Genomic DNA, 19367 nt, shown 5'->3' on the forward strand with positions numbered 1-19367 from the left:
GTTCGCCGATTTTTACGGTTCCGGCAACCACACGGTCGGCTGCGGTATGTGATGCTGTCAGTTGGTCTTCGGAATGGATGAGGAGGTTCGACGTGCGCGGTGACCGCCCGAGCGAGCAACAGCTGCGGCGGAATTTCGACACGCTCCTGGCGGATGTGCTGGCCGGGGAGGGCGTGCGCACCGCTTCCGGATTGGATTCGCCCACCGAGGCCGCCCTGTGGGCGATCGCGAAGGCGTACCCGAATGTCTCCGAGGACCTCGTGACCGCCGCCCGCGCAGCCTTCGCCGGTCAGCTCGACGGCAGCAATGCCGCCCGCTGGCGCGCGGATATCGAGCGTCTGCTCGCCGAGCGCAAACCGACCTCGAACAGTTAGCGACACCCGGCGTGACCGTTTCCCGCGATTTCAGTGAGCACCCCGCCGATACGCGGGCTGCCGTGCCCAGCCCCGAATCCGCCGCTCCCGTACCCTCTTTCGGTGTGGACGCCGTACCCGAGCACGACGACGCACCGGAGATTCATCCGCTGACCGCCGTCCTCGGCGTGGACCCGGCCCCTGAACCGACCGCTGGCGCGGCCACTGAGCCATCCGAAAACCCCGATACCGCACCGGAATCCAGCCCGGATGTCGGCTTCTCGCTACGGACCGAGGAACCCGACGACCCCGAGCGCGCCCGCCGCCTCGCCCATCGCATCGCGTCGGAACTGCGCGCCCTGGCCCCGCCGGGCTGGCACCGCATGCACGCCGCCTTCGCTCTCACCGTCACCGGTCAGCGTTCCCGCATCGTTTTCTCCGACGACCGTCAGCGCCAAGCCCACGCCCTGCCCACCGAGCCGATCCTGGAGTTGGTCGGCACCCACCGCCGACTGTCCGCCGAACTCGGCGACGGCCCGTGGTGGCGGCTGGAATTGGAGCTCACCGCCGAGGGCGCGCTGAGCGTCGATCACGACTACGGCGACGAACCGTTCCCCGACGATCAGCTGTTCGCCCCGCAGGAATACTTGACCGACCTCGGCACCTACCCGCGCGACAGCCTGCCCACCTGGCTGGCCGCCTACATCGGCCACGAGAACCGCCAATCCCGTACCCCGCAGGCGGCCGCCGTCCAAGCCCGCGCCGACCGCGAATCCGGCTATCTCCCGGTGGTTTCCAGCGACGACTTCCCGGATTTCCCCCTGCTGTGGTCGCGTTGGGCCGCCCTCGCCGCCGCCTTCGTGGCGATCGGCTCGGAGTGGGGTCCGCGCGTCTTGCCGTCCTTCGGCTGGTTCGAGGGCGCGCGCCGTTCCGGCTCCTCGCTCTACGAGCTCCCCGGTGGCCGCGCGGTGCTGTCGGGCGGCGTCTGGAACGCGCCCGAACTCGAGGCCGCCTACAACGGCAAACAGCGCTTGCCGCGCCTGTACGCGGGCGCGCCCGAATGGGTCGCCAACCCGGTGCTCAACACCCGCGCGGCCGGCGGTCTGCTGACCTTCTGCTACTGGTGGGAGCGCGGTCGCTGGTACCGCGGCGAGTCGCCTGCCGCCGCCGACGTCGCCGTAGCGGTGCCCGGAATCTGGACGGCGGCCACGGTCACCGATGTGGTCTGCGATCTGCTCACCGAACAGCCGTCGGACGAACTCCGTTCGGCCGTGGCGAATTTCGTCGACGCCGCGCAGCGCCGCGATGTCACGCACGCCCAGCTGGCCGAAGTCTTCGGCGACGCAGCCGATCTGGACGCCGCCCACTATCAGCTGGCGCTCGCGGGTGTCGCGCGGCTGGGTCCGGACCCGATCCCGGATTTCGAGGCCATCGAGATCGTCCGCCACCACCTGCGCACCGAACAGCTCGACCCGCTCGCGTACCCGCCCGATCGCCTGCACGCGCAACGCCTTTCGGTCGGCTGGCTGGTGTATCTCCCGGTGGAGCCGGACGAGGTCGTGCTCGATCGCGCACTGTTCTACGTCGCCGACGACGGCGTGCTGGAGTCCGCCACCTCCAGCGCGCCGCCGTCGGTGTACCTGTCCGGTTTCGAAGAGCGCTTCCACCAACGACATTCGTAGCGGTGGCGTCGACAAGTGGAGGATCGGTGGGCTCGGGCCTTATCGTCGGAGTGTCGCGCGAGTTAGGAGTGGGACGTGGGTGACGACTTCACCGGCGGCTGGGCGGGCCTGGCCCAGCAGGCGCAGGCGGGCACGCTCGAGCTGGTGCCCGGAGCGGCGCGCGAGGCCTCGAAACTCGCTGCCGCCGCGGCGAACGCGCTCACGTTCGCCAAGAGTTATCAGCAGCTCCTGACCACGCACACGGGCTTCAGCAACAACGGGCGGCTCGACCAGATCCTGATCCTCAAGCGGCGCTTCAACGATCAGGGCACCGCCCTCGGCGGCATCCTGGATCACTACATCGCGCTGGTGAACGCCATGGCCGACACCCTCATCCAGGCCGACAAGACCTACGACGCCGCCGAAGAGGACTCCAAAACCAAGTTCACCCGCCTGAAGAAGGAGAACGACGCCGCCGACGCCGATCCCGCCAAGCCGACCCTGCAAACCGGGACCATCCCGCAACTGGGCGGGGATTCCACCCCGCGCATCGACAAGCAGCAGAAGGACCACCCGGACCTGTACAAGGTCGCCCACGAGGACGGCCACTACGACTCGATCCCCCCGGAGAACCCGTACGACTACCACGAGCTGGAGTGGTTCTACCAGGCGGGCGCCGGGATGGACCCGCAGACGGTGGCGAACTATGGCGCGACCTGGAAGAAGGTGGCCGACAAGGTCAACAAGAGCTTCGCGGACCTGACCCAGGAGCTCGGCAAGATCGTCGACGGCAAACAGTGGTCGAGCGCCGGCGCGGACGCCGCGGTCACCGCGGCCAAGAACTTCAAGTCGCAGGCCGACGAGCTCACCTCGCAGATGTACGCGATGGCCTCGAATCTGACCTACGTGTCGGGCTGGCTCGAGAACACCAAGAACCTCATGCCCCACCACGAGCCCGACGACTTCGACTATCAGCACTACCAGCGCATGGAGAACATGATCAAGGCCGCCCAGCTGGCCTTCGAGAACTGGTATGTGCCGGGCCTGCTCGGTGCGAGCCAGGCGGTCCCGAAGCTGGCCGACCCGACCGCGCCGATGCCGTCCAACCCGGGGCCGTACGCGCCCCGCAACGACAACAGGGGCAACCCGGTCGGCGGTAGCAACGGTGGCAACAACGGTGGGAGCCCCGGCGGCAAGAGTCCGTTCGGTTCCGGGCCGCAGCCGTTCAACCCGAACGCCCTGCCGAAGGACACGAGCAAGCTCGACCCCAACAAGCTCGATCCCCACGGGACGAACCCGAACGGCGCCAATCCCAATGGAACCAACCCCAACGGCACCGATCCCAAGGGAACGAACCCGAACGGGACCCACCCCAACGGGACCAACCCGAACGGCTCGAATCCCAACGGATCCAATCCCAATGCCACCGACTCGAATTCGAGCACGAGCAGCCAATCGGGCCAGCAGATGTCGCAGCTGGCGAGCGCTCTGCAGCAGGGCATGCAGGGTCTGTCGAGCCTGTCCACGGGCCAGCAGAACAAACAACAACAAGATCAGTTGAAGGATCAGCTCAAGGACGCACCGCTGACCAACCTGCTCGACCAGCTCAAGGTTCCCGGCGGCGGTGGCGGCCCGGGCGGCGGTGGCGGCGGTATCCCGGCCGCCAAAGCCGCGGTGGAAGCGGCCACCGCCCGGCTCTTCCCGCGCGCCGCGGTCGCCGAGGCGGTCGAGGGCTCCGCCATCGGTGCCGCCCGCGCGGGCGTGGCGACCGGTACCGGCATGGGTTCGGGGATGGGCGGCATGGGCGGCATGCACCCGCCCGGCGCGCACGGCGCCGGCGGCGGCAAGGAACACAAGCGGCCCGAATTCCTGGATTCCGCCGAGCATCTGGACGAAGCCATGGGTAAGGCGCCGATCGTGGCCAAACCGGTGGTCGAGGGCTGATGCTGCGATCCTGGACGTTCACCGATCTGGAATTCCTGGTGCTGTGGCAGGATCTCGGCGAGGAGCATCTGCCCTCGCCGCTGTGGTTCACCAGCCGCGACCCATTGTGGAATGCGTTCCAGGACAGTAAGACTCGCGCCCGCGACGGCCTGCGCGACCGCGACCCGGACTTCGCCGAGGTGCTGCGCGTCCTGCACACCCCCGAGGTCCGCGTCGAGCTGCGGGGCTGGGACGGCGCCGACTGGCGACTTCCCGAAGCCGGCATTCGCGCCCTCGGCGTGCGCTCCGGCGAGGCCGGGTACCTGGTGGTGCAGCAGCCTGGCGAAACCATCGGGCACGCGGCGGGTTTCACGATCTCCGAATGCTGGGCCGCTGACCTCACCGCCGAGCTGGTGGCCCTGATGCCCGACATCCCCGCGGGTCACGGCCCCGACCTCGTCCTGGCCGCGGCCGCGGACGTGGTGGCGACCGAGTACGACTACGGCCTGTCCCCGGCCCACGAAACCCTGGAAGGCGGAATCGTCGACCGCACGGCCGAATTCCTCTCCGCCCCGGTCTCCCGCCGGGGCGCCATCGAAGTGGTCCAGGGCCGTTCGCGTTTCGGCCCCCGCGGCATCACCCGCCATCAGCTGGAGTGGCGCGATCTCGTCGGCGACGGCCGCTACCTGATCACGGCCGATCAGCCCCCGGTGGCCGTGCCCGCCGACCGCCGCCGCGTCATCGAGGAACTCGAGACGAGGATCGCGGAAGTGGGCCTGGCCATCGCCGACGAATGGGAGGTAAACCAGTGACCGCACCGGATTTCCCGACCGAGTTCACCCTGTCCTCGCGCACCGGCTCGATGGTGGTGACCACCACGGAACAGGGCCTGCCGCTGGCGATTTCGGTGGAGCGCGATCATCTGCGCGGCGATCCGGAGTTGCTGGCCGCGGATCTGCTGCGCCTGTGCCGCCAGTCCGCGGCCCGCGCCGGGGTCGAGCGCCGCGCCCAGCTGCGGGCGGCCGGACTGGCCCCGGAATTGCTGGCCTTGACCGGTCTGCCGACCACCGAGGAGGTGACCCGGCAGGAGTACGCCGAGGAGCAGGAGTACGAGACCGAGCCCGACAGCTGGCTGCGCCCGATCTGATGTCCCCGACGGTCGCGCCGGCGCCGGACGGAATGGCCACCTGGAATTCACCCGGCTGTTCGTCGCATCGGGAACTCTTCCCTAGGTGGAGCGAATCATCGCTCTGTATAGTTCAATTCGAGATGATCTTCCTGATGGGGGTGTCATGACCAATCTCGTTGCCACACCGGACGCGATCCGCGCCTACGGAGACGCTTCGGCCGCCATGGCGAGCGCTGTCGCCGGCGCCGCCGCGGTCGATCAGGTCGCCACGGTCGCCGGCCTGGTGCCGGTTTTCGGACTCATCGGTCAGGACTTCCTGCTGAGTTACGCCGGCGCGCAAGGCAATCACCTGTCGTCGGTGGCCGAGCTGGCCGCCGTGCACGCCGGCACCGCGGTCGCCGCCCACGAGGCGGCGGCGGGCTACCAGGCCACCGACGAGGCCTCCGGCGTCGACTTCCTCTCGCTGACGCAAGACCTGTGAGTACTCCCTTCGAAGGCTCGACGGGCGCCGTGCAGGCCACCCCCGCCACCGGTCAGTCGGTGGCGGATGCCTTGCGCGACACCAACTTCGCGCCGCTGCTGGACAGCCCGGTGGGTGATGTCCTGCACACGCTGGGCCTGCCCGCGCTGCCGCAACTGCCGTCCCTGCCGCCGCTGCCCGACATGCCGCCGCTGCCCACCCTGGATCTGACCGCATTGACCAAGCCGCTCACCGATCTGGCCTCCGCGTTCGGCACCGGCCAATTGGGGCAGGGGCTGGACGCGTCCCAGATGCTCTCGGGTGTCGCGAGCGCCCTGCAGCAGGTGATGTCGATCGCGCAGTCGGTCATGTCGATGGCGGGCTCGAATTCGTGGCAGGGCGCCGGCGCGACCGGTGCGGCGGAGAAGGGCGCCGACGCGCAGGCCAATGCCGTGGAGCTGCAAGGCCAGAACCTGCAGCAGAAGACGGTGATGGCGGGCGCGGCGACCTCGGTGGCCACCGGCGCGGCCGCGATGTCGGCCATCATCACCAAGTTCGTCACCGGTGTCACGCTGGCCGCGCCGTTCATCGGCACCCCGCCCGGCCAGGCGTTCCTGCTGTCACTGGCCACCGAGACCGCCGCCGAGGCCACCGCGACGGTCGCCAAGACCCGCACCGAGATGACGGTGCACAGCGCCAATATGACCACCGCCGGCCACAAGGTGAAGATCACCTCCGCGCCCACCAGCGGCGGGGACTCGCTGTCGCAGGTGACTCAACTGCTGGGTCTGATCTCTCCGGTGAGCAGCGCGGCGAGCACCGGCGTGCAGCAGCTGCAGCAGTTGCAGTCGATCAGTCAGGCCACGCCGGCCGATCCGGCGCCGGAGGCCCAACCCATTGCCGCGCACGCGGATTCGGGCGGGCTCGGCGGCGGCGGGCTCGGCGGCGGCCTCGCCCCGATGGCCGGTATCGGCGGCGTGGCCGGCTCGCCGGCTCCGCTCGGTCAGGCCAGCCCGCGCACCATGAGCGCGACCACCGCCGCACCCGTCGCGGCCCCCGCGCCGATGCCGGCGACCGGCGGCGCGGGCATGGGCGGCGGCATGGTGCCGCCCATGGGCGCCGCGGCCGGCGCATCCGCTGCCGCGGGTGACGCCGACGAGGAAGTGCGCACCTCCATGGTCACCGCCGAACACGGCGACGAGGTCGTCGGCGAGCTGGGATACACCGGCGTGCCGGTCGTCGGCGCGGTCGGCACCAACGGACCGCGCCCGGCCCAGTGAGGGGCCGCGGCGCTGTGCGGGAAACCGGGTCGGTGGAAGTCGGCCCGGCGCGGTAGGATTCGCCCGGAAAGGGAGGGACGATGAGCGAATTCAACTTGGGCGGTGTGCGTTTCGACGCGGACGCGGTACGGGCCGCCGCCGCTGACCTGGACGCCATGGCCGATCGGCTCGAGCACGCGCTCGGTGCGGACGGGCAGGCGCTGGCCGTGCCCGCCGCCGGCTCGGACGCCGTCTCGCTGGCCGCGGCCGACACGCTCACCTCGGTCGGCGCGTCCTTCGTCGCGCAGAGCGGGTCGGGTGTGGACGAGCTACGCAAGCTGGCGGCGCTGGTGCGCGGTCAGGCCGACGCCTTCGGACAGGTCGAAGTCGACAACTCGGCCGACTTCACGAACCTCTAGGCGGGACCGGCTCCGCGGTTCACGGCCCTGGGATTCCCTGGTCGCGGGATCGGCCACGCCCGAAGCTAACGCCGTGGGGTTCACGAACCCCGGGTTCACGGCCCTGGGGTTCACGAGCCTCGGGTTCACGAATCCCAGGTTCACGAGCCTCGCGTTCACGAACCCCGCGTTCAGGAACCGCGGAATTCGTAGGTGTGGATGTCGCCGTTGCGGATGATCTGTCCGCGACGGTCGCCATCCAGCTCGAGGTACGGGCAGTCGGCCGCGCCCGAACGCAGCGTGAATTCGCTGTCACCCGGCGCGACCCACAGCAGCTGGCCGGTCTCCAGCCATGGCCGCAGCTCGAAATCGACGTCGCGGTTGAACGCGATGTACGCGTCGTCCGCACGCCAGTACCCACCCGAATCGTGCAGGTCGTTGCGGTCGATGCCCCATTCGTGGATCAGCGGATAGGGTCGGCCGGGCCCGAAATAGTTGATGGCCCAGCAGGTATGGCGGCCGACGTCCAGCTGCGATATCACCGCGTAGGTTCCGGGCCGCCGCAGCATGCCGGGCACCACATACGGGAGATCCGGCCCGGGATGACAGTCGAAGGGCGCCGCGGTGACGGGCTCGGTGAGCCGTGCCGCGCCACTCATGGCCAGCCAGCCGTCCCCGCGCTGTGGCAGCGGCCGCACGGCATTGTCGTAATCCCAGAACCAGCCGTCGAAATCCACGACATCCATCGCCCGCTCAACGAGCCGGTCACTGAGCGGGCTGCGCGACACGGTGATCACCGGCAGGCTGTCGCGGTATCGGGTACGCAGCGTGTCGGCCGCGGCGGCCAGGGACGAGTCCGCGGGCTTGCTCGCCCGATACGCCTGTTGCAGCCGGTTGCCTTCCGCGAGCAGCTCCCGTCGTGCCGCCCGATGATCGTCCCCGCTCATCGCGGCTCGATGTCCGCCGCCCAGGCCGGAAGCTCGTGCCCCAGTTCGGCATTCACCTCGAGCATCTCGCGCCGCGATTCGATATCCGGGTCCATCGCCGCGAACCAGGCGGTCACCGACCGCCAGCGGGGCCGCGCGTCCTGGCCCTCCACGATCTCCCAGACCGGCGGATCCTCCTGCGCGAGATCGGCGCCGTCGATGACCTGGTAGGTGTACGCCTGGTGGGCGCTGAGCACCAGCATTCCCGCCGGATCCCGCAACGCGTGCGCCAGACCGGTGAGCGCCGCCAGCGCCTGGCGTTTCGTCTCACCGGTGACGGCGTCGACCCCGAATGCGGTTCCGGCCAGCCACAATCCGTGCCGCGCCCCGATGAGCCGCAGCACTTCCCGCACCGCCCCCGGCACCCGCGCGACGCCCTGCCCCGCGGCATACGCGTCGATCGCCGCGTCCGTCGCGCCCACGACCGAGTCCCGCCGCAGCCCATCGGCCACGACATTGTCGAAGACGATCCGGATCCGCCCACCGGGACCGGTCATCCATTGGCTCATCGGGGATGCAACCTTTCGCCCGCGGGATTGACGATTTCCAGCCGCATTCCGGGGAACACGGATTCGTAGGCCAGAATAACGCGCTGGCAGGACAGGCAGATCTGGTACTCCGGCGGCATATCCTGGGTTCGCGCCGCGGGCAGGTCGACCACCATGCGCAGATCTCCGGTCACGCTGTCACGGGTGATCGGCGAAAACGGGACACCGTTCTCCTCGGCGTGTTGCGCCGCCTGCCGATTGATTTCCTCGATCGCGTATTCCATGCGCTTCTGCGCGTGCAGGACATCGACTTTGGAGAAATGGTTGGCGTTGTCCGGCCTGAGTCCGAGCGTGTCCACGGACTCCTTGAACACCTGTCGTGCGGCCTCCTCCGGAATGCCGTGATCGGCCAGGTGCTGCAGCGTGTACCGGGTATCGATGCGCCCGCCCGGGGGGACGGGGTACAGCGCTTCGGTCACGTCCTTGGGCAGTCCGGTGAACCGCGCCAATTGGTGCGGCGAGAAATCCCTGGCCGTGATCGGCGTGTACGCGGAGGGGTCCGGCGCGGCCGCGCGGGCGCGTTCGTTCAATTCGTGCACGGCGAATTCGATGATGTGGCGAGCGTGCTTGGTCTCGGCGCGGAAACTCGGTCGGTCCGCGTATATTTCGGCGTCGGCGCGCGCGATGGCGTCACCGATGATGTCGTCCAGCGCCTGCCTCGACAGGCCGCTGTGTTCGGCCAGTTGCTCGCGCACCAGATTCTCGAAGAACTTCGCCTCGGCGTCATTGAACCGGGGACTGCCCTTGCCGTCGGCCCAGTGCCCGGTCGCGGGATCGTAGGCGCTGGCATTGGCGGTCTCGAAGATCCGGTCGCCGGCATCCGGCGCCCGCGGCGCCTCGGCGGCCGGCGACCATTCCTGCTGCGTCCCACTGTAATTGAAGCTGTCGTGCACACCACCGTCGTGATCACTGCGATACCGACCGGTCACCAGCGCTCGCGTGTCGGGCCGCCACTCGTCCTTCAACGCGGGATGCTTGCCGGTCATCTCGCCCACCGAATCCATGCCCGCCTGGCGCAGGCTGCGTGCCTCCGCCCGCAGATCGCGCATATCGTCGTTGCGCTGATCCCGCGAATCATGGTGCGGCGGTGCGGCCGAAGAGTGCTCGTTCGCCGCGCCCGGATCCTTGTCGTGCGGCTCGCGCGGATCCTTGTCGTGTGGCTCGGCCGGGTTCTGGTCGTGTGGCTCACGCGGGTTCTGGTCACCCGGCTCGCCGGGGTCCCCCGCGGGCTCCCGCGGACCGCCGTGGCCGGGGTCGCGTGGCCCACCGCCGCCCGGTGGCCGTTGCGGCGGCTGAGGATCGTCGCCGGGCTCCGGGTTGCCGCCGCGCGCCGAGCCGTCCGGATTCTCGTACGAGTCCAGGATGCGCAGGATGTCGGCCGGGTCGGTGCCGGCCCGCGCCTCCCGCTTGATCATGGCGGCCAGGTGTTCGCGGGTCCCGGTGGCCGCCGGATCCTCGACGTCGGTGTGCAGCCATTCCCGATACTTGGCGTGATCGAAGTCCGGGTGACCGGCGAGGTCGAAAGCACGCTGGCGCAATCGTTCCAGATCGGCCTGGCTCTCCGGCGACAGCCGCGACAGATCCGATTCCAGATGCCACGGCGTCATATCGCGATCGACGTCGGCGACGGTCCGGTCCGCCCACACGACCTTCGGCTGCTCACCGGGCGCGAACCGAATCAGCGGCTCGTTCTTGGTATTCGGGTCCGGATCGAACTGGTGCTCGTCGATGATCTTCTCGAAGTTGCGGATCCGCTGATAGTGAGAGGTCGGCTCCCAGTACACGTGCGGCCCGTGCTGAATCCCGGCATCCCTGTTCATCAGGGCGTTCTCGTGCGTCCGCAGCTCCTCCGGCGTCAGCGGGGTGCCATCGGGGTGGCGAATGTCGAACAGGTCGTGATCGCCTGTGACCGGCTTGAATTCATCGCCGACCCGGCCTTCCAGTACGCCGTCGGCGGTGACCCGGAACTTGCCCTGGGCGACGAGGTCGTCCATGTAGCCCGAGTAGGCCCGGTAGTCGTTCTCGCGGTCGCCGAGCCGCTTCTGCAACGCCGCCTCCCGCTCCGGCGTCAGGTCCTCGCCCTCGGGCATGCGCAGCTGTCCCGGCTCGAACCGGCCGACCAGTCCCTTGGCCTCGGGTGGCGCGCCGAGCGCGATATCGGCGGCGTTGATGGTCTTGTCCTTGATGGACATCGGCTTGGGCATGGCCCCGTCACGCAGGTGGTCGACGGCGTCCGGATTGGTCGGCCGCACATCGATGATCAGGCCGTGCTCATCGGCGTAGGCCTGGATCTTCTGCTGATTCTCCTGCGGTATGCCGTACTCGGCCTCGATGGTCTCCGGGCTCGGCGCATCGCTCGCATGCGGCTCCACCGCGGCCACGACTTCCCCGTGCGGCTCGTAGGCGATGACCATGCGATGGTCGGGTTCGGGCGGGATGATGCCGGCCATCCGCTGTCGATTGAGGTTGTTGCTGGCGCCGGTGTCGATCGTGTAGTCGTAGTTGCGCTGCCCCTCCGGGATCGTGGTCTCCTCCACGATCCGGAACGGGTTGGCCCCCTCCGGGTACATCTGGTCGAGGGCCCGCATCAGCTCGGGCCCGGTAATGTGCCCGCGGTACTTGAACGGCTCTTCGGTGTTCTCCGGCTTGGTGTCCCACTGGATCTCGATGCGGCCGCCCGGTTTCAGCGCGTCGCGCAGCCGCTCCGCCATCCCGTGATATTCGGACGGGTTCAGATGCGCGCTCACATTGTTGATGTAGATCCGCGCGAGGCCCGGTTCGCCCGTCCCGTCCGCGAGCAGATGGCCGTTGGTGAGCAGATCGCCGAACACCATGACCGTGCCCGGCTCGGTGAGCGGACCGGGATCGAGGATGCCGAGATCGCGACGACGCTGTGCGGCGCCGGCGAATTCGGAGGCGAGTTCGGTCTTGACGACCAGGCCGCCGTGCGACCGGTCCGCGGCGGGCGTGAGCTCGAGCGCGTACGCGCCGCGGCCGACGCCCACATCGACGGTGTGCCCGCCTTCCACAGCGGCGGGCAGGGAGGGTCGCTCCTCGCGCGGGAGGGGTTCGTGATTCGGCCCGAAGACGGTCTGCTCCATGGGAAGCCGATGCTGCGGGCGCGGCCGGGGCATCACCTCCACGGCCGACTGCCCGTCGACCGGGTCGTGCAGCACCACCGTGTATTCGACATTGAGCCCGTTCTCGGTGGCTCCGCGATTGGCGCGGTCGACGCCCTGCAGGAATTCGCCGAGGGTGGTCTCCCGGCCGTCGACGACGAGGCGACCGGTGGCGGTGTCGAGCACCCCGGTGACGTGGTTGGGACCGTCGGCCAGCGCCTGGGCGGCATCGTGCATGTGCTGGAAACCATTGTCGCCGATCGCGTCCCGGACCTGCGGGGTCATGTCGGGGTGCGAGCGGAAATCGTCGATGGCCTGATGCAGCGCGGCGGCGCGGTCACGCGGCGACAGCGAGGGATCGTTGATGACCGCGCTCAACGGGTTCAGCGCTTCGAGCAGGCCGTCCCAGGTCTTGCGCGCGGTGCGGGTGGCCGGATCGAAGATGGGGTCGAAGATCCGCCGCGACAGCTCCTCCCGCATGCGGCCGTGCAGGCCCTGCTCCTCGGCGCGCAGCGTGTCCGGGGCGTGCTCGCCGGTGAGATGCTGACCGAGCTGGTCGAGGTGCTCGTGGGCGCCCTGCGCGAACCCATGCTCGTCGAGCGACGGCCCGAATGTCGGCCGGTGCCCGAGAATGTCGTGCTCTTGCAGTCCTATTCGATGCGCGAGCACCGGATCATGCTCGTGCAGCAGCTGTTTGACGGTGGCCTCGTGCGCTGGGTCGTGGAATCCGAGCTGCTGGGTCAGATCGTGCAGATCGTTGCGCAGTCGCGAGAGCTCCCCGGCCTTCGTCGCCGGATCCATGACCGCCCGATCGACGCTGGCCGCCAGCACTTTCAGCTCCGCGAACCGTCCCGCGAGGTGCGGGGTCATCGCGTCGGGGCGGTCCTCGCGCATATCCGGGCGGGAGATCGGAATGTCATCCTCCTGCGCGAGCCGGATCTCGGCCAGCTCGTGCGCCACCGCCCGCGCCACGTCCTCGGTGCGGGCGCGCGGAGAGATGTGGATGTCGTAACCGCCTGGGCGCTCGTGGATCTGGGCGACATCGCGCTTGCCGCCCTCGGCCGGCGGCGCGGTGTCGGTGACCTCGATGCGGACGGTGTCACCGTTGGGGAGCACGAATTCCCGCGTATTGCGGTTCCAGCGGACGTCCTCGGGGGTGATCAATCGCAGGTTGTGGTCGACCTGGCCGTCGACATCGTCCTGGGAGAGCGGTTTACCCTCCGGCCGGGCGTCGCCGTGGAAGTCGCCGACCGGGGCGGCGGCGGGCACGCCGGATCTGCGGTTGTCGGAGGGGTTTCGCGGCGCTTCGCTCTCGTGGGGGCCCGGGAGATGCACTGGCACCGGGCCGGCGTCGGGCAGGCCCGCCTGCGGGGCGGACTGGGAATCCCGTTCGCCCGACCCATGATCCGAAGCGCCCGGCGCATGGTCCGGATCGGCGAACGCGTGGTCCCGGCCGCCAACCGCGTGGTCTTGGCCGCCGGTCGAGTGGTCCTGGCTGCCAGCCGCGTGGTCCCGGCCGCCAGTCGCGTGGTCTTGGCCGCCGGACGTGTGGTCCCGGCTGTCGGTCGCGCGGTCCTGGCTGCCCGGTTCCTCGTCGTGACGGCGTGGTGTGTGGTCCTCGCCTACGGGATGCGCGCCGGCGGGCTCGTGAACGTCTGGTTCATGGTGCGCCGGAACGGTTTCGCCGGTGCCGTCGGCCGAGTTCGGACCGGCCTTCTCCACCCCGGTGCGTGCCGCCTGGACCGGATCCGTGCCCGCCCGGAACGGTCTGTCAGCTGCGGCCGCCCGCGATTCGGGGACCGTGCCGACGGGTTTGGGTGCGGTGCCGTCGAGCGGTGCGCCGGCGCGCAGGTCGCGGGGGAGCGGTGTGGCCTTGGCGGGATCGGCGGCCGGGCGGGCCTCGGAGGTCGGACCGGCCGCGTGCGCGGGCGGTGTCGTACCCGATCCGGCCGGGGCGCCACGGCCGGGTTCGCCGCCGGGCCCGCTGTGCGCGGAACTTCCGGCGTCCATCGGAACAGGACCCGCCGCAAGACGATTCGGCTCCGCGCCAGGATCGGCTGTCGGCCTGGCGCCGTCGGCGTCACCGCCGATGCGACCATTACCACCGGAGTCGGCGTGGCCGCTGGGATCCCCGTTGCTGCCGGAGCCTGCGTGGCCGCTGGGATCCCCGTTGCTGCCAGAGTCAGCGTGGCCGCTGGGGTCACCATTGCCACCGTGGGCGGGATCGGCGTGGTCACCGGTCGCCGGGTGCTGACCACCGGCGTGCGCGTCACCGCCCGAGGTGTCTCCGGTAGTCCCGGCGCCCGGCGCGTGGGTGTCCGAGCCGCGCTGCGGGGCGGAATCCGTGGCACCCGCGTCGTTTTGCGCGTCGAGGTCGGGCCGCTCGCGGCGACTGTCTGCCCAGACCGGCGCCTGGTTGTCGGTGGGGTGAGAGTCGTTGCCGTGCTCCGGAGGCGGGGCCTGATCGGTGTTCACCGCATCCGGTGCGCTCGCCGGATGCAGCGACGGCCCGCCGTCGCGCCCTCCGCCCTGAGAGTTGCCGTCGGAAGCCGCCCCATTGGTGCCTTCGGGGTGGCCCCCATTTGCACCTTCGGGGTGGGCCCCGTTGGTGCCACCGGTCGGGGCTCCGTTGGTGCCATGGGGAGCTGTGCCGTCGGTCGTGGGTCCGCCGGTAGTGCCCGGGTGACTCTCGGGTCCGGCGCCGGGCCGGTCGAGAGTCGGTGCGGTGGTGTGGGGTTCGGTGACGACGGTCGTGCTGCCGTCCCGCGTCGGCACATCCCGTGGGCCGTTGTGGTTGGTCTCGCCGGCCCATCCCAGCAGCCCGCCGGGCCCGGCGCCCGCGAAGGCGCCACCGGTGAGCGAACGCGGATCCAGCTCCCAGTTCCCATTGACCACACCATTGCCGAGCCAGGCCGCCCCGGCTCCGCCCAACCCGCCCACGGCGCCGTCGAGCGCGCCGTTGAACGCGCCGCGCCACCCGCCCATGGTGGTGGGAAAGGCGCGGTTCATGCCGAACCCGGCCGCGCCGCCCGCCGCACCCGAGAAGGCCGACACCACAGCGTTCTTCCCGATGGCGCCCCAGTCGTAGCCGTGCCCGCGGCCGTCCAGATTCTGGATGGTCTGAACCGCCAACTCCTGGCCGACGCTCTGCGCGGTGGAGATGAACGCGCCCTTGCCGACCTCGTAGACGGCCTTGACGACGATTTCCTTGAGCATCTCGTTGGTGATCTGGCGTTCGATCAGCGACTCGATGCGGCCCTCGAGCATTTTGCCCAGGGTGCGGAAGGCGGTGCGGGCCGTGAGCATGGCCTCGGTTTCGAAGAAGCCCGCGAACGGTCCGGTCGCGGCCGCCCAGGCCAGTTCGGCCAGCAGGAACGCGCCCGCGATATAGAAGTTGATTTTGGCGCCCTGGAGCGAATCGCCCATCTGGTCGGCGGCTTTGGACAGCTGGCGATAGTTGTCGCCGAATTCCTTGACCGACCCGTGCCCGGAACTGTCACCGTCGCGCAGCGGCTGCAACCACTGAAGCGCGGATTCCCCGCCGACACCATCCGGGTACGCCTTCTTGATGTCGTCCATCAGGCGCGTGAGTTCGTCGATCAACTCATCCGACTGTCCCGCAACCGATTCCAGGTCGCGGGCCATCTGCCACATCCGGTCCTCGTTACCGTGCGGCCATTCGGAACCCACCAGCCAGCTCAGCCATTCGAGCCAGGATGGAAATTCCAGCGCCACAGGCCACCTCACGCCGGTCGGTTCGGATCTTGGCGAGACCGACTGTGCCACAACGATGCAGGTGAACTCAACACGAACGGTGAATGAGTACCGAGTGACCGGGTGGCTACCGGCGTGCGGTGATAGTCTCCGCCCGGAAGGAGACCGCATGACGCCCGATCGACCCGAGCCGGTGCGCACCGCCGACACCGTCACGCCCGGCTACGTGCTGTGCTACGAGTGCGACGGCGAGGGCCACTGCCCGCGCTGCCACGGTGCTGGCTGGCTCGACAATGCGGGCAAGCTGCGCAAATGCCCACTGTGCCATGGCCGCCGGGTGTGCCCGATCTGCCGCGGCGACGGCGAGCTGGCCATCTACGACCTCTCCGACTATCAGCGCGGCTACTACCCGGAGCTGTGAGTCACCAGCTGGAGTCGGTGGCGCCCTGATTGCGCCGGCCGGAGTCCCAGTCGTCGTAGTCGACGGCATTGCTGAACTGCGGGGCGGGCTCGGTGAACCGGGCCAGCCGCTCCCGGGAGTTGGGCGGGGCGAGCGAGGCGGCCGGCGGGTCCAGCGGCGCGTGCCGCTGCAGATCCGGCATGCCCTCGATCAGCTCCGACAGCTTCGGCATGGTGGCGCGGCGATCCCGCAACGGCTGCAACAGCTCTCGCGACTGCTTGGCCACATCCTGGGCGGCCTGCTGCGCGGCGCTGGTCACCGCCTTGGCGAGCTCCTCGGGGGTGAGCTCGGCGACATCGGGTGAGAACCGGGTGGCGATCACGATGCCGTCCGCGTTCACGGTGACGGTCACCCGTCCGCTCGCCGCGGTACCCGAGGCCATCAGTTGCGCGCGTTGCTGCGATGCTTCGGCGATCTCGCGCATCTGCGTGGTGAAGGTTTCGAGAATCGCTGCGGCGGCGACTTCGCCCTTGTCACTGGACATTCGGTGGCCGCCGTTACGCGAACTGCCCGTAGTTGCCGTGCTCCATGGCATCGAGATCGGCGGCGGACTTGTCGAGACCTTGCTCGAGATTGCCGAACGAGGTCGCCAGATTGTCGGTGCCGGTGGTCAGATTGTTGCTGCCGGTCGCGAACCCCTTCGCGCCATTGGCGAACTTGCCACCGAAATCATCGTCACCCCAGGCGGATTCACCCGGTGCGACTGCGGCCCGGGCCGCCTGCGCCATGTTCTGCAGCCGATCCCGGATTTCCGCGGCGACGAGCGCCGCATCGCGCACCTTGTCCGGGTTCGCATTCAGTCTTCCCGCCATGACGCCCCTCGCGAGTCAGCCGATCGTGGAAGATCGACTGTCCCACAGCCACCCGGTGAACACAACGTGAACAGTCGTGTGCGCCCCCGCCCGCCACGCCGCCGGAATTGTTCGTATCCTCATGAATCAGCACTCAGCGAGGGGAAGGGACGGTATGGCCGACACGCTGCCACTGGCACGCACCAATGCGGAGGCGCGCCTGTACGTCAGCCTGCAACCCTGCCCCGCCTGCGGCGAAACCCGCTGCACCTTCCGCAGTTCCGTCATCAGCGTCGACGACGTGCTGGCCAGCCGGTATACGGGGGAATGCCCGGGCTGCGGGCAGCAGCGCGTCTACGAATTCCGCCTCCCGGAAGAAATCCTGCCCCCGCCGGCCGGCGCGGTCCGCTTCGGCGCGGAGAACCCTTCCGAACTCCTGGATCCCGGTGTGTGGCTCTGGTATTCCGACGTCTGCGCCCGCCAAGTCCCCGCCTCCACCGCGGGCCTGGACGATCGCGCCGTCCGCGCCGCCCGCCACACGCTGGCCACCGCGGTAGCGGCGGTCGAGGAAACCCTCAAATTCCTCCCCGCCACCGCCGACCGCATCCCCGCCCAAGCCTTCACCTCCCGAGAAGGCCGCACCACCTACACCCGCGAGCCCGGCCGCTTCACCCGCCCCCGCCTCGAAGCCCTCCGCGACACCTACGCCACGGCCCTGTCCGCCTGGTAACTCACCCCCCGGTGATCACCTTGATAGCCGCATCCTGCGCCGCCTGACCAACCTCGCCCACCCGAAAACCGCGACTCACGATGTGCTGCACCAACTCCGGTTCCGGCGCCAACCCATGCTTGTGCAGGTAGTGCGAGACCGCCCCCGCCCACACCCACACCCCATCCGTCCGAAACGTCAACGGCACATCCCGATCCCCCGGCACGAACTCGTCCTGATCGAAACTCCGAGCCGCCAACACAATCGGCGCCGACTCGAGATACGCCAACACCGCCGTCCGTGAATTCCCATCCAACTCCGGCCGATTCACCACCGGCTTGCCGTCTGCATCCTTCCCGTCGTACACCCGCGCCATTCGCGGCGGCTGCACGGCGGCGGGCACCGGGTCGAGTTTGACGGTCGCCTCGACGTTTGGCCCCGCCGACGCTGGAGCGAAGGGGTTCGGTGCGGGCGCCGGTTGCGCGAAGGGATTCGGTATCGGCGCCGGGTGTGCGAGGGGGTTCGGTGTGGGCGTTGGGTGCGCAAAGGGATTCGGAGCGAACGGATTGCTCCCGACGGCGGCCGGAGGCGTCGGCATGAATCCCGGCCCGTAACCGGGCCTCGGCGGCGCCATCGGTCGTGGCCGTGCCAACTGAGCCACCAGGCTCGTGATGGTCGCGGCGAAGGACAGCAGCAACGCGAGCACCCCAAGCAGGAACCCAACCCCGGCATACTCCCAGAAGGCGAGTCCGCGCATACCGAACACGAATCCCAGCTCGCCGACCACGTCCGCGACGACGAACGCGGCGGCCGCCCCGCTGGCCGCTCGCACCGCGGGGTTTCGTATGCCTGTGCCCGCCAGCAAGGCGCCCGCCACGACCAGCACGATGATCAGGAAAACCACGAACTGGACCGCAGCCCACGGGAACGACCCGTCGCCGGCGGACTTCCACACGGTCGAGAAGTTGTACTCGTCCACGATCGGCACGAACGATCGCCCGAAATCGACCACCGCCGCGACAATCAGGAATATCCCCGCCACCCGGGTCGCGGCCCCGCCGCCCTACTTCCGGTGCCGCACCGGGTGTCGATGCCACGGCATCCCGCAACCCGATCACGAAGGCCGCGAGGGCAACCACCATCAGCACCGTGAACACCCAGAATCCGACGGCGGGCGCAGCGTATTTCCCGAAGCCTTCTGCATAGCCGACGACGACCCCCGACGCCATCTGCAAGGCCATCCCGCTCCCGAATGCCGCTGCCCAGAACAACACTCGGCCTCGGCCGCCCTTACCCATCGCGAGTATCATCCCCGCGGCGCCGGTGACGATCACGATGATCACGTACGGCGCGAGCGGAAATACATCCAGCACCCTGAGGTGGTGCCACCCGGCGACAACGCGCCAGACGTACTCGTCCTCCGAACCGCCTCGGAACCGAAGAGTCGCCACCGGCACGCAGCACACGACAACCGTCAACACCGCCACGGCGATCAGCACGAGCCCGGCGACCCGCCCGACGCTCGCCTGCCCCGCGCCCCCAGATCCTCGAACAGGGGTATTCGAGATGCCTTGATTCCCCATATAAGCCATAGATCTCGTGCCTTCCCGTACGCCACCCGGGAACAGCTCGTCCACGCCCCCGTTCGATGCTGCCGCCGACCCTAATTGCCCCCATCCCCCAACGCCAACGCGTACGGAACAAGTCCGGCGGCGACCACCTGCGCCTCCGGCGTCACGTCGGAGCTCTCGCGGGCGCGGGCATCCGCGCGGGCGCCGCCAGCGTGGGCCTGATCCCGTAGTCGACGCGCGCCGGATGAGGTTCGGAGAGCGGCTGTCTGCCTGAGCGGCCGCTCAT

The 19367-nt window shown here is 69.4% G+C and carries 16 protein-coding genes; 10 read left to right on the forward strand and 6 right to left on the reverse strand.

Annotated elements, in window-relative coordinates; translation table 11 throughout:
* Nucleotides 1–92 precede the first annotated feature (92 nt).
* From D7D52_RS28225 to D7D52_RS28260, 8 genes are all read left to right on the forward strand, one after another.
* Entirely contained in the window at nt 93–374 is a 282-nt protein-coding gene (locus tag D7D52_RS28225; protein ID WP_120741177.1) for a hypothetical protein, read from the forward strand.
* A gap of 104 nt (nt 375–478) precedes the next feature.
* A complete protein-coding gene (locus D7D52_RS28230) occupies nt 479–2035 on the forward strand; it encodes a hypothetical protein (protein ID WP_246023346.1) in 1557 nt (518 codons plus the stop codon).
* 75 nt (nt 2036–2110) lie between these two features.
* The gene (locus tag D7D52_RS28235) at nt 2111–3958 is read left to right on the forward strand and encodes a hypothetical protein (RefSeq protein WP_120741179.1); all 1848 of its coding nucleotides are present in this window, start codon (nt 2111–2113) and stop codon (nt 3956–3958) included.
* The gene (locus D7D52_RS28240) at nt 3958–4749 is read left to right on the forward strand and encodes an ESX secretion-associated protein EspG (RefSeq protein ID WP_120741181.1); all 792 of its coding nucleotides are present in this window, start codon (nt 3958–3960) and stop codon (nt 4747–4749) included. The genes D7D52_RS28235 and D7D52_RS28240 overlap by 1 nt, the downstream gene beginning before the upstream one ends.
* Nucleotides 4746–5084 (forward strand): hypothetical protein, encoded by a 339-nt coding sequence (locus D7D52_RS28245; RefSeq protein WP_246023348.1) that lies wholly within the window; start codon nt 4746–4748, stop codon nt 5082–5084. The genes D7D52_RS28240 and D7D52_RS28245 overlap by 4 nt, the downstream gene beginning before the upstream one ends.
* Nucleotides 5085–5229: 145 nt before the next feature.
* Entirely contained in the window at nt 5230–5547 is a 318-nt protein-coding gene (locus D7D52_RS28250; RefSeq protein WP_120741185.1) for a type VII secretion target, read from the forward strand.
* On the forward strand, nt 5544–6806 hold the full coding sequence (locus D7D52_RS38095) for a hypothetical protein (protein WP_162958606.1): 1263 nt from the start codon (nt 5544–5546) through the stop codon (nt 6804–6806). Before D7D52_RS28250 ends, D7D52_RS38095 begins: the two co-directional genes overlap by 4 nt.
* A gap of 80 nt (nt 6807–6886) precedes the next feature.
* A complete protein-coding gene (locus D7D52_RS28260) occupies nt 6887–7204 on the forward strand; it encodes a PE family protein (protein ID WP_120741187.1) in 318 nt (105 codons plus the stop codon).
* Between the two features lie 170 nt (nt 7205–7374).
* On the opposite strand, the gene D7D52_RS28265 is transcribed toward D7D52_RS28260, so the two are convergent.
* Genes D7D52_RS28265 through D7D52_RS28275 form a run of 3 tightly spaced genes read right to left on the reverse strand, consistent with a single transcriptional unit; the run spans nt 7375 to nt 15571 of the window.
* On the reverse strand, nt 7375–8130 hold the full coding sequence (locus D7D52_RS28265) for a hypothetical protein (RefSeq protein WP_120741189.1): 756 nt from the start codon (nt 8128–8130) through the stop codon (nt 7375–7377).
* Nucleotides 8127–8678, reverse strand: a complete 552-nt coding sequence (locus D7D52_RS28270; protein WP_120741190.1) for a hypothetical protein — start codon at nt 8676–8678, stop codon at nt 8127–8129. Before D7D52_RS28270 ends, D7D52_RS28265 begins: the two co-directional genes overlap by 4 nt.
* Nucleotides 8675–15571 (reverse strand): WXG100-like domain-containing protein, encoded by a 6897-nt coding sequence (locus D7D52_RS28275; RefSeq protein WP_120741192.1) that lies wholly within the window; start codon nt 15569–15571, stop codon nt 8675–8677. Before D7D52_RS28275 ends, D7D52_RS28270 begins: the two co-directional genes overlap by 4 nt.
* A 148-nt stretch (nt 15572–15719) precedes the next feature.
* On the opposite strand from D7D52_RS28275, the gene D7D52_RS28280 reads away from it, so the two are divergent.
* Nucleotides 15720–15971, forward strand: coding sequence for a hypothetical protein (locus D7D52_RS28280; RefSeq protein WP_120741194.1), 252 nt, complete (start codon nt 15720–15722; stop codon nt 15969–15971).
* Between the two features lies 1 nt (nt 15972).
* Here D7D52_RS28280 and D7D52_RS28285 read toward each other — a convergent pair whose 3' ends face one another.
* Nucleotides 15973–16494, reverse strand: a complete 522-nt coding sequence (locus D7D52_RS28285) for a YbaB/EbfC family nucleoid-associated protein (RefSeq protein WP_246023350.1) — start codon at nt 16492–16494, stop codon at nt 15973–15975.
* 13 nt (nt 16495–16507) lie between these two features.
* A complete protein-coding gene (locus D7D52_RS28290; protein ID WP_120741196.1) occupies nt 16508–16822 on the reverse strand; it encodes a hypothetical protein in 315 nt (104 codons plus the stop codon).
* Nucleotides 16823–16976: 154 nt separating this feature from the next.
* On the opposite strand from D7D52_RS28290, the gene D7D52_RS28295 reads away from it, so the two are divergent.
* A complete protein-coding gene (locus D7D52_RS28295) occupies nt 16977–17531 on the forward strand; it encodes a hypothetical protein (protein ID WP_120741198.1) in 555 nt (184 codons plus the stop codon).
* Between the two features lies 1 nt (nt 17532).
* Here the strand turns inward: D7D52_RS28295 and D7D52_RS28300 are convergent, their stop codons facing one another.
* Nucleotides 17533–18522, reverse strand: coding sequence for a hypothetical protein (locus D7D52_RS28300; protein ID WP_162958607.1), 990 nt, complete (start codon nt 18520–18522; stop codon nt 17533–17535).
* Nucleotides 18523–19367: the final 845 nt, after the last annotated feature.

Origin of the sequence: Nocardia yunnanensis, from assembly GCF_003626895.1 — a bacterium.
GTDB lineage: Bacteria > Actinomycetota > Actinomycetes > Mycobacteriales > Mycobacteriaceae > Nocardia > Nocardia yunnanensis.